At 67.4% G+C, this 13,512-nt stretch carries 16 protein-coding genes; 7 read left to right on the plus strand and 9 right to left on the minus strand.

Going from position 1 to position 13,512, the window contains the following annotated elements:
* Positions 1 to 70: 70 nt before the first annotated feature.
* From JZ792_RS42660 to JZ792_RS13385, 3 genes are read right to left on the minus strand one after another with little or no spacing between them, the layout of a single operon-like run.
* Positions 71 to 841 carry a DUF5134 domain-containing protein gene (locus JZ792_RS42660; RefSeq protein WP_216910530.1) on the minus strand — a complete coding sequence of 257 codons (771 nt, stop codon included), beginning with the start codon at positions 839 to 841 and terminating at the stop codon, positions 71 to 73.
* Positions 842 to 848: 7 nt separating this feature from the next.
* Complete coding sequence (locus JZ792_RS13380; RefSeq protein ID WP_254189761.1) at positions 849 to 2,264, minus strand: linalool dehydratase/isomerase domain-containing protein; 1,416 nt, start codon at positions 2,262 to 2,264, stop codon at positions 849 to 851.
* Positions 2,264 to 2,461 (minus strand): hypothetical protein, encoded by a 198-nt coding sequence (locus JZ792_RS13385; RefSeq protein ID WP_216910532.1) that lies wholly within the window; start codon positions 2,459 to 2,461, stop codon positions 2,264 to 2,266. Before JZ792_RS13385 ends, JZ792_RS13380 begins: the two co-directional genes overlap by 1 nt.
* A gap of 211 nt (positions 2,462 to 2,672) precedes the next feature.
* On the opposite strand from JZ792_RS13385, the gene JZ792_RS13390 reads away from it, so the two are divergent.
* Both JZ792_RS13390 and JZ792_RS13395 read left to right on the plus strand, forming a co-directional pair.
* The gene (locus JZ792_RS13390) at positions 2,673 to 3,590 is read left to right on the plus strand and encodes a hypothetical protein (protein WP_254189762.1); all 918 of its coding nucleotides are present in this window, start codon (positions 2,673 to 2,675) and stop codon (positions 3,588 to 3,590) included.
* A 107-nt stretch (positions 3,591 to 3,697) separates the two neighbouring features.
* Complete coding sequence (locus tag JZ792_RS13395; RefSeq protein WP_216910534.1) at positions 3,698 to 4,369, plus strand: CPBP family intramembrane glutamic endopeptidase; 672 nt, start codon at positions 3,698 to 3,700, stop codon at positions 4,367 to 4,369.
* A gap of 25 nt (positions 4,370 to 4,394) precedes the next feature.
* On the opposite strand, the gene JZ792_RS13400 is transcribed toward JZ792_RS13395, so the two are convergent.
* Together JZ792_RS13400 and JZ792_RS13405 are read right to left on the minus strand one after the other, a co-directional pair.
* Positions 4,395 to 4,553, minus strand: coding sequence for a hypothetical protein (locus JZ792_RS13400; RefSeq protein WP_216910536.1), 159 nt, complete (start codon positions 4,551 to 4,553; stop codon positions 4,395 to 4,397).
* An 84-nt stretch (positions 4,554 to 4,637) separates the two neighbouring features.
* Entirely contained in the window at positions 4,638 to 6,257 is a 1,620-nt protein-coding gene (locus JZ792_RS13405; protein WP_216910538.1) for an AMP-binding protein, read from the minus strand.
* Between the two features lie 237 nt (positions 6,258 to 6,494).
* Between JZ792_RS13405 and JZ792_RS13410 the strand changes: the two genes are divergently transcribed.
* The 3 genes from JZ792_RS13410 to JZ792_RS13420 all read left to right on the plus strand — a co-directional run bounded on the left by JZ792_RS13410 (position 6,495) and on the right by JZ792_RS13420 (position 8,530).
* Entirely contained in the window at positions 6,495 to 6,770 is a 276-nt protein-coding gene (locus JZ792_RS13410) for a GlsB/YeaQ/YmgE family stress response membrane protein (RefSeq protein ID WP_109530523.1), read from the plus strand.
* A 330-nt stretch (positions 6,771 to 7,100) separates the two neighbouring features.
* Positions 7,101 to 7,562, plus strand: a complete 462-nt coding sequence (locus JZ792_RS13415; RefSeq protein ID WP_216910541.1) for a hypothetical protein — start codon at positions 7,101 to 7,103, stop codon at positions 7,560 to 7,562.
* Between the two features lie 230 nt (positions 7,563 to 7,792).
* Positions 7,793 to 8,530, plus strand: a complete 738-nt coding sequence (locus tag JZ792_RS13420; RefSeq protein WP_216910543.1) for an FkbM family methyltransferase — start codon at positions 7,793 to 7,795, stop codon at positions 8,528 to 8,530.
* 67 nt (positions 8,531 to 8,597) lie between these two features.
* Here the strand turns inward: JZ792_RS13420 and JZ792_RS13425 are convergent, their stop codons facing one another.
* Positions 8,598 to 9,125: a hypothetical protein gene (locus JZ792_RS13425; protein WP_216910545.1), complete on the minus strand. Its 528-nt coding sequence runs from the start codon at positions 9,123 to 9,125 to the stop codon at positions 8,598 to 8,600.
* A 245-nt stretch (positions 9,126 to 9,370) separates the two neighbouring features.
* Here JZ792_RS13425 and JZ792_RS13430 point away from each other — a divergent pair, with 245 nt between their 5' ends.
* Both JZ792_RS13430 and JZ792_RS13435 read left to right on the plus strand, forming a co-directional pair.
* Complete coding sequence (locus JZ792_RS13430; protein ID WP_216910724.1) at positions 9,371 to 9,676, plus strand: hypothetical protein; 306 nt, start codon at positions 9,371 to 9,373, stop codon at positions 9,674 to 9,676.
* 208 nt (positions 9,677 to 9,884) lie between these two features.
* Positions 9,885 to 10,061: an MbtH family NRPS accessory protein gene (locus JZ792_RS13435; protein WP_216910553.1), complete on the plus strand. Its 177-nt coding sequence runs from the start codon at positions 9,885 to 9,887 to the stop codon at positions 10,059 to 10,061.
* A 17-nt stretch (positions 10,062 to 10,078) separates the two neighbouring features.
* Here JZ792_RS13435 and JZ792_RS13440 read toward each other — a convergent pair whose 3' ends face one another.
* The 3 genes from JZ792_RS13440 to JZ792_RS13450 form a co-directional block, all read right to left on the minus strand.
* Positions 10,079 to 10,837, minus strand: coding sequence for an SGNH/GDSL hydrolase family protein (locus JZ792_RS13440; RefSeq protein ID WP_254189763.1), 759 nt, complete (start codon positions 10,835 to 10,837; stop codon positions 10,079 to 10,081).
* A 239-nt stretch (positions 10,838 to 11,076) separates the two neighbouring features.
* Positions 11,077 to 12,387: a bifunctional o-acetylhomoserine/o-acetylserine sulfhydrylase gene (locus tag JZ792_RS13445; protein ID WP_216910557.1), complete on the minus strand. Its 1,311-nt coding sequence runs from the start codon at positions 12,385 to 12,387 to the stop codon at positions 11,077 to 11,079.
* A gap of 333 nt (positions 12,388 to 12,720) precedes the next feature.
* Positions 12,721 to 13,359 carry a nucleoside deaminase gene (locus JZ792_RS13450; RefSeq protein ID WP_254189764.1) on the minus strand — a complete coding sequence of 213 codons (639 nt, stop codon included), beginning with the start codon at positions 13,357 to 13,359 and terminating at the stop codon, positions 12,721 to 12,723.
* Positions 13,360 to 13,512: the final 153 nt, after the last annotated feature.

The following is a 13,512-nucleotide window of genomic DNA, read 5'->3' on the forward strand; positions in this document are numbered from 1 at the left end:
CGACAGGGCGCGAACTGCGTCGAGGGAGGCGCGGACGGATCCGGGGGCATCGCAGATGGCCGCGCGGCGTTCAGCCGGGAGGTCGCAGGGCGAGGGCGAGCATCGTCGCCATGGCGAAATCCATTGTCGCGTGCGGGAATACCGCCGCGAACGTCGCGGGAAGACTTCGGCCGAACCGCTCGGGCACGCGGAGCGCGGTGGCGACGAGAACCATCGCGTCGAGGACGAACAGTGCGACCAGCACCCATCCGATCGCCGGGATCGGCGGAGTCGACGCGTGCGGGGTGTGTTCGGCACGCGGACCGTGCGGGGTGAGCGTCGCGTAGACCATGGCGAACGCGGCGATGCCGTGATAGATCGCCGCGCCGGATTTCTCGCCGAACAGTTCCGCATCGTTGCCCCCACCGACGGATCGCCCGCTCGCCTCGGCCCGCCGGTCCGCAACGGCCGGTTCGCCGGAGCGTGTCGCATCCGGTCGGCTGGACGGTGCGATATCGGCCCGCCCGACGGAACGGTCCACACCGGTCGATTCGCCGGGGACCACGGCACCGAACCGACCTTCTTTGCTCGCCGGACCGATCCTTCGACCTCCGACGACCGACCACACCGTCGATCCCACCGCCACCGCGCCGAAAACGATGCGCCAGAAGGCGATCGGGAGCCCCGCGCCCGCCGTGGTCCACATCGCGGACATGGCGACGAGCATGATCACGTGGACGAGCTCCCCACCTCGTCCGAACCGGCCGGGATCGGGTCGGAACAGCCGGGTGCCCGCCACGATCGCGGCGAGCAGGCACGCGACGAACAGCGCCCATGTCACCGCGGTGTTCGCGTGATCCACGCCGAGGTCAGACCGGGGTGACGTGCACGTCGGTGCGTCCGCCGAGGTCGACTTCGATCACGCATTCGCCGTTCGCGTCCGCGGATACCGTCGGCTCGGTCGCACCCGTGACGCGGTAACTCCGGTGCGGGAGGAGTCGGTGCACGGCCAGCCGAACCCGCTTGTCGCCACGCCCCGGCCGCAGCACCAGTTCGAGTCCGGTGCCGTCGGTCACCGCGCGCGCGACGAGCACGTCGGGATAGGCGGCGTCGGCCAGAACGGGCCCGGTCCGCCACCCTGGCGGAACCGCGCCGAGCATCAGATCGCGCAGGCCGTCCGGTCGCAGGAATCGGGTCAGCGCGTGATGGGCGTTCGTGACGGTCGAGACGTCGGCGAAACGTCGCGCGCCGTCGCGTTCGACGAGGCGATAGCTCTCGCCCAGGGAACGGGTCAGCGCGGCAGCGAGATCGGTGTCACCCAACTCGGCCGCGGCGCTCGCCACGAAGACCTTGGTCATGCCGTCGCCGTTGACGACGTTGTAGTTGCCGAGATCGACCCGGGCGCGGGCGCTGCCGCGCAGGCGCGCGTTCGTACCGTCGTAGTCGACGAACCGATCGCGGATGGTGGTCCACGTGTCGCGCGCGAGGTCGGGCATCATCGCGTTCAGCCAGGCGACCATGCCCGCGTCGTAGCCGAGTACCGGCTTGCTGATGGTGAGGGAGGGGCCGAGCCTGCCCGGGATGAACCGCCCGTTGCGCAGTCGCCATCCGTCGTGCAGGTAGCTGTGGCGTACCCGGTCGACGAGATCGCCGGTCAGTTCCGTGCCGTGCAGGCGGTCGTGCATGACCAGTGTGTTGAATGCGAAGACGTTGCAGATCGGGTAGATCAGATGCGGTTCACACGCGTACTGCGGACAGTCCTCGCGCGCCAGCATGTTGCGGCGGATCGCGCGGGAGAGCCGGGCGAAATCGTAGTCGTGTGTCGTGCGCGGGCTCCAGGTCAGTTTCAACGATCCCGGACGGTCGAAAGTCGGGTCGGCGTTGAGGGTTTCGTAGAGGCCGAGCATGACCCCGAAATAGCCGCTGTACATGACGTTCGCGTGCCGGATGGGATCGGTGTTGATCCTGGCGTAGCCGACCAGGCTTTCCGCGGCCCAGTAACCCCACACGCGTTTGTCGCACATCTTGACGATGGCGTTGCGCTGCGCCTCGGCGAGATAGCCGGTGAAGGCCGGAGTTCTGGTGTATTGCGCCATGGCGAGTGCGTAGCCGATGAAATTCAGCTGGTAGCGCAGCGCGCTGCCGCCGATCTGTTCGATGCGGTCGAATCCGTCGAACCGGTCGATCGGTTGCAGTGCCAGGTCGAGGACATAGCGCTGGAAGGCGAGATCGTCGGTGTCGGATTCGGTGACCGAGGGCATGATTCGCGGGGCGGGCGCGCTCATCAGGCGGCCTCGGTTCGTGCCGTGTGCGAGGCGGCGGGGCCGGGGCGCTGTGCGGTCGGCGCGAATTCCGCCGGTGCGATCGGTCGGCCGCGTACGCGCCGCCAGAGTCGGTGCGCGCCGGCGGAGAGGTATCCGGCAAGCAGGCAGCACGGCATCGGGTCTCGCTTCTCCAGGCCGCCACGATGCGGCAATGACATGATTAGGTACTAACTCTATCAACTACTCGATCATAACGGGCGGTTTCGCGGAATAGTGGCCCGAATCATGTTGTGTGCGAATTCTTCAGTACCGCAGCGGGTTTGGTGGTGCGGTAGGCGAGGTATCGCCCACTCGGATAGCCGCGCGAGGTTGAGATATTGATACGTTTCTTTGTGCATCATCTCATCAACCACGTAAGCGGGAGAGAACATGAGCAGTGCACAGAAGCGGCGGCGCACGATGACGGCGGGGGCGACCGGTGTCGTTCTCGCCACGGTGATGGCGGCCGGAGTGGCCGCCGCCGATCCGAATATCCAGATCCCGGGCGCCGATGACGGGCTGCCGAACTGCGCGGTACTGAACATCAACGCGTTCGCGGGCTATATCGGCACCGGAGCGCCGACCCCCACCCGCGCGATGGACGAGAGTTTCGCCGCCGCGCCGGTCGGTGACTGGTGCAATACCAATGTCGGGTACTCGTCCACCGGCTACGCGGACGGTGTCACCATGGTCAACCCTCGCACCGTCGACGGCCTGTTCCCCTACAACAACTCCGAGATCCTGGCCCGGCCCGTCTTCGAACCCGGTCAGACGATGACGATGGACATCGAGGGCGCGCCGGATATGACCGGCCACAACGGCACCGCTGGCTGGGGTGTGTCGAACCGGTCGATCGATCCGCTCGGCCTGGAGATCGCCTGGTTCATGTACAACGGCTCGCACGGTCTGATCGGTGACGCGAGCGCTCTCACCCGCCCGATCTTCACTGTGCTCGGATCGGAACTACCGCGCGGCTTCTTCCTCATGGTCAAGCGCGGCGGAGAACTCGTTCCGCGGATCACCATGCTCGACCCCGGCCTGCTCGCGGCGGATCATTCCTACGCGGTCCGCCTCGACCACGAGCGAGTGGAATTCTTCATCGACGGCGGCTCGGTCGGAGCGTTCACGAACCCGCCGCACGGCGAGGGCGTGAACATCCTGGGTAAGCCGGTCCCGCTGCTCGGTCAGATGTGGCTCGACGGAAGTTACTGGTTCCCGCTGCCGATCCCCGAATACAACGCCGTCGAACAACGACTGACGATGACGCGCTACCGTCAGGGCCCCAGCGCGACGACTCCGCTCACATAACAACCGGGACCGGCTCGCCGCGAAGACGCGAAGAATTCGCGTTCGTGCCACCCGCGGTTCGGCTGCGCGAAGCGGTGGTCGGGAGCGCGGCGAATAGGTTGACGCGCGTGAGGATTCCACGCCTGCGGCGGGCATATCTCGGAGCCGAATACGCGGTGCTGTTCTTCGGTGGACCGACGGTGTACAACGCGGTGACGCGCGGTAGGTCGCCGATTCCCGCGTTGCTGGCGTTGACCTCGGGGGCCGTGCTGTATCTGCGCCGCGCACCGGATTTCGATCGCGGCAGATTCTGGCGGGCGGGCGCGTTGCGCGCGCAGAGCCCGTCGATGGCGGCGGCCGCGGCGACCAGCGCGCTCGGATTGTCCGCGGCCGTCGCGGTGTTCCGGCGCGCCGATCTGTTCGACCTACCGCGACGGAATCCGCGGATCTGGCTCGCGGTGATGCTGGCCTATCCCGTGGTGAGCGTGTATCCGCAGGAAGTGATCTTCCGGTCGTTTCTCCTGCACCGCTACGCGCCGATCTTCGGTGACGGTGTCGGCGCGGTCGCCGCCAGCGCGGCCGCCTTCGGCTACGTGCACATCATCTTCGGGAGCTGGTTCTCCGTGGCGGCGAGTGCCGTCGGCGGCTGGATCTTCGCGACCCGATACCTGCGAACGCAGTCACTGTTCACGGCCTCGGTCGAGCACTCTATCTACGGAATCATCGTCTTCACGGTGGGTCTGGGCCGATACTTCTACCACGGCGCGCTACCGGCCGCGGGCGGGCGGGCGGCCGGGTGATCGCGGCGCACGCCGGAACGCGACATCAGCGCGGTCGTTCCACACCGGGCGGATTCTGTTGTATCGCGGCGGGTTCGACGGATTTCCGCATTTCCCACCAGTAGCTCAACGTCACCGTCGTGTATGCCGCGAGCACCGCGACGGCCGGAAGTAGTGCGATCAGCACCACCAGCGTCAGGGACATGACGCCCTCCCCTACGAATCGAACGTGTCACGATCAGCGCCGGGCGTCGCGTTCCTATTCCCGCCGCGCGATATCCGCCGCGGCTCACGCCGGGCCGCGTGGCGCGAGCACATGATTGGGAACGCGTTCGGCGATGTAACTCTGGACCCGGCGATAGTCGGGTTTGCCGCTGGGGGAGCGCGGCAGGGTCGGCGCCGACCAGATCAGCCGCGGCACTTTCGACCAGGCCAGATGACGGCACAGGTGTCGTTTGAGTGCCGCCGAGGACAAGGTCGTCCCGTCCGTCGAGCAGACCAGCGCCGCGATCTGACTGCCCCTGCCGGGGTGGGGTAGGGCGATCGCCATCGCGTCGCCGATCGTGTCGAACGATTTGAGGACGTTCTCGATCTCTTCGACGAAGACCGTCACGCCCGCTATCTCGATCGAGGTGTCCCGGCGGCCGATGAAGGTGATCGTGCTGTCCGATTCGACCCTGGCGACATCCTGGGAGATGGCCAGTGACTCCCGCGCGGTGGCCCGCAGCAGGGAATCGGTGCCGCGCTGGTCCTTGTAATAGCCGAGCGGAAGATTTCTGGTCGCCGCGAGATACCCTTCGGCCCCGGTCTCGGTCGGCGCGCCGTCGGCGTCGACGACGACGGTGCCGGGGGCGAGGTGGAAGCGGGAGCGGCGGGCGAGATCGTCGTCCTTGCGGGCCACGCCCGCGCCGCGCAATCCGGTTTCCGACGATCCGATGGATTCGAAGACGTCGGTCCACGGGAATTGTTCGAGCAGTTCGTTCTTCACCGATTGCGACAGCGGGGCGGCGCAGGAGGCGATGGTCGTGAGCGAGGTGGCGTCGGTCGGGCGTCGGCGATAGGCGTCGAGGAGCGGCCGCGCCATCGCGTCGCCCGCCGACACCAGGACCTGCGGACGTTTCTCCGCGACGATCCGCCAGATCTCCTCCGGATCGAATCGTGAGGTCAGCACCACCGTGTGGCCGCACAGCAACGCGGTCAGCGTCGGCATGACGCCCGCGGCGTCGCCGAGCGGAACGAGGACGAGCCATTCGGGATGACCGGCGCCCTGGTGGGAGCCGCGCAGTCTGCGCGCGCCGAGTCGGTCGAGGTGGAAATCCATACTCCCCGCGAGTACCCGCGCCAGATCCTGGTGCTGCCACATGATCGCCTTGGGCGGTCCCGTGGTGCCGAGCGTGTAGACGAGCATCAGATCCTCGCCGCCGCGCGCCGAGAGCGGGCGGAACGGCAGGCCCGCGCGCAGATCCGTTTCCGCGGACGCCGCGCTCGGCGCCTGCCTGCGCTCGGTGAACTCGTCGGCGACCGCGATGGTGTGGCGCAGATTCGGCAGGCTCTGACGCGCCTCGGCGACCGCCGGTTCGTAGCAGCGGTGATGGACGAGGATTTCGAGATCGGCGTGATCGCACAGGTGCCGGATCTGGGCCCACCCGTGCCAGTAGCCGACGTTGACCAGCACCGCGCCGAGTTTGAAACAGGCGAGGATCGTCTCGACGGTCTCGATGCTGTTGTGCATCAGGTAGCCGACGTGGGTGCCCAGGCCCACCCCGCGCGCGGCGAGCGTGTGGGCTATTCGATTGGCGCGGACGTCGAGTTCGGCGAAGGTCGCGGTCCGGTCACCGTGGACCACCGCGGCACGGTGGGGTACGCGGTCGGCGGTCTGTTCGAAAAGGTCTGCGAAATTGCTCGACATCACGGTGCTCGATGGGTCGGTGGTGACGGCTGTGTGTCCGGTACGGAAATAATAAGACAGTGCACTGGACAAGTGTCTGGAACAATATCACGACCTGATCCGTCCGGTCGAGACGACCGGGGCCACCCGTCGACTCCGACGGTGTGATTCTGCTCGATTGAGCGCCCTCGTGCGGGGTATGCCGTGGGCGAAGCGACTCGAACGGTGAGGCGCTCGGCTCCAGAATGGGAGAACACGATGCTCGGTCTCGGAATCATCGGATGGATCATCATCGGCGGCCTGGCCGGATGGATCGCCAGCAAGATCATGAAAACCGATGCGCAACAGGGCATTCTGCTCAATATCGTGGTCGGTGTCATCGGCGGCCTGCTCGGCGGGTTCGTCCTGAAGCTCTTCGATGTCGACGTCGAGGGCGGCGGCCTGTGGTTCAGCTTCTTCACCTGCCTCGGCGGCGCGGTGATCCTGCTGTTCCTGGTCGGTCTGGTGACCGGGCGCAGCCGCTCGGTGCGCTGATCGCGCCGACCGAGAGCAGGTGCGGGAGCAGTCGTTCCCGACACCTGTTCTCTCGGTGTGTCGAGCCCGTATGCCGAGGACGGCATACGGGCTCACTCGCGTAACGGATCGGGTCGTTGCGCCGCCGCCGGGTCGGCGGTCTGCTACGAATACCGAGGTGGTGCACCGTCGTCACAGCCCGTTCGACGATGCGCCCCTGCCGTTACGGCGGGCGTTCTCCGGGAGTGATCCTCGCCTCGGACGTCGTCCCGCGTCCTGAGATACACACGCGTTCGTGGTCCGAACCGTCCCCGAGCGCGACAGGTGCGTTTCGAGTCGTGAGGAGACAGCGTGGCAGTGATCGTCGAGCGTCATTCGAAGTGGTATTTCTCGGACTACGGCGTGTACGGCCCGGCGGTGACAACTCCGGTGACAGGTCGCGGGCGCGTGCCGTTGCGCACCCTGGTCTTCGAGGCGATGGCCCATTACCGGCCCGAGGTGTTCACCGATACGGCGCGGGCGGGCATCCACTTCCACGGCGGGGGTCGTGAGGAGCTGCTGCGGATCCGCGCCGATATCGAGGAGCCCGGTGACCTCTGCTACGCCCAGATGGACGATCGCGGCCTCACCATCGCGGGCACCCTCGGCCAGGCGGCCGCCATCGCCGCGCACCTGCGCCGCCACATTCCCGCGGATACCCCGCTACGCATGGTCACCAGGGGCGCGGAATGCGACCTGATGCCCGGTGTCACCGTCGACACCATCACCGCGGCACTCACGCCCGCCGACATCCTGGCCGACGCCGCCCGCTGAACCCCGCGCCTCCCGTCCCCGCGCGGCTCCCGTCCCCGCGCGGGTGACGCGCGTCCGACCCGGTTCTTGCGTGAGCGCGGGCGCGGATGAATCATGGACGGCGTTCGGCACACCATCTCGAGTTCGATCAAGTTCTCTGCTGTCCTCATCGGAGTGATCCTCGAAAGGTTCGTGAACGTATGCAAACGAGTTCTTCTCAGATTCAACAGCTTCGGTTGGACGACGGCAGGATGATCGCCTGTACGAGTCCGGCCGAGGCGCGAATGCTGTGGGGCGAGATGTCGACGACCGGTTTCTACCGGCTGGCCGCCGCGGAATTGCGGCCCTCCGACGTCGCCATCGATATCGGGGCCAATATCGGCCTCAGCGCGATGATGTTCGCCGACACCTGCCCGGGGGTCAAGGTCGTCACCGCCGAACCGGCTCCGGCGACGTTCGACTGCCTGGAGCGGAACGTGGCTTCCCATGTGCCCGGGGGTATTCCGTTGCGCATCGCCGTCGGCGCGGAACGCGGAACGCTGCCGTTCACCTGGTACCCGCGGGCAACGGCGAATTCGGGGTTCTACGCCGACCGCGCGGCCGACGACGAGGCGACCAAGGTCTTCCTGCGCAACAGCGGCCTGCCCGACGAGGCGATCGACATGATCACCGCCGAACTCCACGAAGGTGAGCAGATCGACGTCGAGGTCACCACCGTGTCGGCGATCATCGACGAGCACGCGCCCGACAGCGAGATCGGCGTACTCAAGATCGATGTCGAGCGAGCCGAGATGGATGTGCTGCGCGGTGTCGCCGAGGGCGATTGGCCCCGCATCCGCGCCGTCGTCGCCGAGGTCCACGATATCGATGGCCGCCTCGCCCAGGTCTGCGATCTGCTGAGCAGGCAGGGATTCACGGCGCGCACCAGACAGGACGCGGCGCTGATCGGCACCGAATTGCACGAGGTCTACGCGACCCGTCGTCGATGAGACGGCGGTGCGGGCGCGCCGGACGCTGAGTGACGAAGGGGCGTGCGGGAAGCCACCCGCGCGCCCGCTATTCGTACTGGCTTCGCAGGTATTCGGCCGACCGCGCCGCGACGGCGGCCACCTCGCGCACCTCCGGCGGTGCGGTGGCATCGTCCGCGAGGTGGTCGAGGACCTCGCGTAGTCGCTGCGCCAATCGCAGTGTCTGCGTGACACATTCGGTCAGGTCGGGACCGATGGTGGTCAGCAGGGGATCGGCGAGCTGTTCGACGATCGCGTGCTGGTCGAGTCGATACTCGAGACGACGATGTTCGCCGATGACCTCGATCAGTTCGTAGCTGATCGCCTCGCATTCCTGTGCCACCGGCAGACATTCGTGCGGACGGGGCACGTGATGCTCGTAGAGCGCCGTGCTGGACAGTCCCGCCGCGGCGAATCCGTGGAAGCATCGGGCGAGCATCACGACCGCGGGCTGTGGCGCGTACGGGACCTCGTCGAGGCGTCGCGCGGCCTCCGACAGCATCGCGACCAATCCGCCCGCGTCCGGTCGATATCCTGGCTGTTCCAGCGTTTCGGTCGCGTCGAGTCCGCCGATCATGCCGGACAGAATAGGCGAATCCGGTCCGGTCGCCCGCCGCGCCACGCTCGCGTTTTCGGGTCGGCCCGGTGGAACCGGTTCGCGGGCCGGGTGACTCGTGGTGCGAGGGTCGGTCCCGCACGCGGCCACCGGGGATCGGCACGGTAGAACGGACGTCATCGGTCCCCGTTCAACGGTTGGGAGTTCGCAACGTGAGTGCGCCGGAAGTCGTCTACAACGTCGTGGTCGTGACACATCTGCTCGGTATGGCGGCGGTGGTCGGCGGATATGTCGCCGGGCAGCCGAAGGTCTCGGAACTGATGGTGTGGGGTGCGCGCGCCCAGATCATCACGGGACTGATCCTGGTCGGTATGGCCTCGGCGATCGATTCGATCGGCAAGGAACCCGACAACGCGAAAGTCGGGGTCAAGCTGGTGATCGCGATCCTCGTCGCGGCCTTCGCGGAGATGGGCCGGGCGGACGCGAAACGCGGCAACGACATCCCGTGGATGACCCATGCGGCGGGCGGACTCGCGATCGTGAACGTCCTCGTCGCGGTGCTCTGGACCTGATTCAGGCGTCGATATAGGTGCCCGGGAGGCGGTGGCGCACGGCCTGTTGCCTCCCTTCCCGGTGAGTGCTATAAATCAACCCTGCCAGTCATGCTAAGCACTCGTTCAGCATCAGGGAATTCGGAGTCCGGCGGAAGTTCGGCACAACCGGTACCTCGGGTTTTCCGAAGTCGACCGGACGAGCCGCCGTGCGACGGTGAGGTGAGCTATGGGGCCTTTCGAGGAAATCGAGGACTTCTTCGTCCTGCTCGACGCGGCGCAGCGGTACGCGCTGTGGCCGTGTTTCGCCGAGTCGCCGGGCGGGGCCCAGGTCGTCTTCGGGCCCGCCTCACGCAGCGCGTGTACCGAGTACCTCGAGATCGCGGCGACCCGGGCCGCCTCCTGATCGACCGTCGGTCGCGGTCAGAGCACCACGGGCAACAGGTCGGGGCGTTTGGCGGACAGTCCGGTGCCGGAGGAGGTTCCGCGCATCCGTCTGCCGATCCACGGCAGCAGATGACGGATCGCCCACCCCGATTCCGCGGTGAGCGTGCTCGCGTGCGGAGCCGGGGGCAGCGGATCGCGCCAGGTGTCGCCGGAGCCGGGCAGCCTCAGGGCGTCGGCCACGGCACGGGCGACGAGATCGTGCCCGAGCGGGCCGAGGTGCAGGCGATCGTCGCACCAGACCAGTGGATGCGTGGTCGCCTCGACCAGTTCGAAGTCCAGGAGTACGACACCGTGCTCCGCGGCCAGGGTGCGCAGATCGTCGTTCAGCGCGTAGATGCGCGGTGAGAGCGGGCGCACCAGCGGGGCGATGCCGCCGATATCGGGATAGGTGAAGCTGACCACGGTCGCGCCGGTGTCGATGAGCGCGCCGAAGATGATGTCGAGATCGGCGAGCAGCGGTTTCCGGTCGAAGCGCGGCCGGATCAGATCGTTCATACCCGCCATGACCGTGACGAGATCCGGATCGAGGGCGATCGCCTGCTCGAGCTGTTCGTCGCGGATCTGCCCGACCCGTCGGCCCCGGACCGCGAGATTCGCGTAGTGCGCTCCCGGATACGCCGCGTCGAGCAATTCGGCGAACCTGTCGGCCCACCCGCGATAGCCGCCCATGCCGTCGGGATCCCCGACGCCTTCGGTCTGGCTGTCTCCGATGGCGACATATCGGGAGTACGACATCCAGGATCCGGAGTTCGGGTCCATATGCACCTCGCGGGTCGACGGCTACCTCGGCCCGGCGCGTGCTGCGTGCGGGGGATCCGACTGCGCTCATCGACCGGCGTCGCGCGTTCCTCGCGACGCACGAACATCGTATGTGTCACCGCGCGTCGCGGCCATCGGTGGACGAGCGTCCGGTGGAGAGGTCGCGGGAGCGCGCGTCGGGGCGGTGGACCTCGGCCCACCGCCCCGACGACGGATCACGCGTTGGCGGCAGCCAATCCGGTGCGCAGATCGGCGAGGATGTCGTCGATCCCCTCGACGCCGACCGCGAGGCGGACCAGCCCCGGCGTGACACCGGCGGCGAGCTGCTCCTCGGGGGTCAGCTGGGAATGCGTGGTCGAGGCCGGATGGATGACCAGCGACCGGACGTCACCGATATTGGCGACGTGGCTGTGCAGGGTGAGCGCTTCGACGAAACGCTTGCCCGCGTCGACACCGCCCGCGAGTTCGAATCCGATGATCGCGCCCGCGCCCTTCGGGGCCAGCGCCAGCGCGCGCTCGTACCACGGCGAGGACGGCAGCCCCGCGTAGGCGACCGAGGTGACGCCCTGCTGTTCGGTGAGGAATTCCGCGACGGCCTTCGCGTTGCTCACGTGCCGTTCGATGCGCAGGCTCAGTGTTTCCAGGCCCTGGCTGATGAGGAAGGCGTTGAACGGCGACACGGCCGAACCGAGGTCGCGCAGCAACTGCACCCTGGCCTTGAGCGCGTACGCCGGAGCGCCGAGATCGGCGTAGACGACGCCGTGGTAGCTGGGGTCGGGTTCGGTGAAACCGGGGAAACGTCCACCGCGCCAGTCGAAACCGCCGCCGTCGACGATGACACCCGCGATCGCGGTGCCGTGCCCGCCGAGATATTTGGTCGCCGAATGCACGACGATATCCGCGCCGTGCGCGAGCGGCTGGATCAGGTACGGAGTGGCCACCGTGTTGTCCACGATCAGCGGAACTCCGGCGGCGTGGGCGACCTCGGCGATACCGGGGATGTCGAGGATGTGGTTCTGCGGGTTGGAGATCGTCTCGCCGTAGACCGCCTTGGTATTCGGGCGGATCGCCGAACGCCACTGCTCCAGATCGTCGGGATCGTCGACGAAGGACACCTCGATACCGAGTTTCGGCAGCGTGTACCTGAACAGGTTGTAGGTGCCGCCGTACAGCCGCGGGCTCGACACGATGTGGTCGCCGGCCCCGGCGATATTCAGGATCGCGAAGGTTTCGGCGGCCTGTCCGGAGGACAGCAGCAGTGCGGCCACACCGCCCTCGAGCGCGGCGATGCGCTGCTCGACCGCGTCCTGGGTGGGATTCATGATGCGGGTGTAGATATTGCCGGGTTCGGTCAATCCGAACAGCGCCGCCGCGTGGTCGGTGTCGCGGAAGGTGTAGGAGGTGGTCTGGTAGATCGGCAGCGCGCGTGCGGAGGTGGTGCCGTCGGGAAGTTGTCCGACGTGGATCTGCTTGGTCTCGAAACTCCAGCTCGCGGTGGGATCCGCGGCCGTCGACGGGTCGGTCATGCGAGGGCTCCAGACGATGGGGGTGAGGTTCGGAACACCACGCGCGCGGCGGTCGGGTCATCGGCCACCGCAGTCGCCGTGGCGTCGACCATCTCGATCGGCGGGTCGCGCGGATCCGTGGTCATGCCCCGAAAGGCTAGGAACGCTCGGCGGTTTGCGCGACGTTTACATTCGGCTCGAGCGCAACGGTGGCCGAGGTGCGGGCAGGCCGGTCGGCTGCGGCCGAGGCGGCGAACCCGCAGGTGTTCTCACCCGCGCGGGCGTGATCGCGTGCGCGGCACCGGGAGGCGGAGTGATTGCGGTGCGGGTTACCCGAGGATGGCGGAGCCTCGCTCAGGCGGCGCCGCGCGCGTTGTAGACGGTGAATTCCCGGTCGGCCGCCATGCGTCCGTAGTCGGCGAACACCTCGAGCGCGCGGTCGCGCTGGACGCCGATATCGACCCGGATGCCACGGCCGCGGAATTGTTCGGCCCAGTCCTCGCGCATCGGTCCTTCGTCGAAACCGGTCAACTGCTCCAGTTCCGGTCCTTCGCCCGCGATGACCAGACGTTTCACCCCCGACCACAGCACCGCGCCGTAGCACTGGGCGCAGGGCCGCCAATTGACGACGAGTTCGCGATCGGGCGCGTCCACCGCGCCGAGATCCCAGTCGCCCACCCGCGTCTGCGCCAGCGACAGCGCGACCACCTCGGCGTGGGCGGACGAAAGCCCGCTGGCCAGTACCAGATTGACGCCCGCCGCGACGATCGCGCCGGTGGCGCTGTCGATGACGAGCGCCGCGAACGGTCCGCCGGACCCTTCGCGCGGGTTGCGTGCCGCGAGCCGGTGGACCAGCGCCATGCGCTGTTCGTCGGAGTCGAGAACGGCGGGGGAGTGCTCGATTTCGTCGAAGACCCAGTCGGGCATGGTCGCGCCGTAGGAGCGTGGCAGAGCGTAGGTGTTCACGGCGTGCCCTTCGTCGGGTGTGGTCATCGGTGTGGGTCAACGTAGAGGGCGGGCGTTGCGGAGTGATTTCCTGGGCGCGTCGGCCGGGTAAGGGTTATAAGATGCCGATATGGAGATATTGCGATCAACGCATGTAGACGCCTTCGGTGGTGAAGCGGAGGCCGAAGAAGACGGACGAGA

It is taken from the genome of Nocardia noduli (genome assembly GCF_019038455.1).
Lineage (GTDB): Bacteria > Actinomycetota > Actinomycetes > Mycobacteriales > Mycobacteriaceae > Nocardia > Nocardia noduli.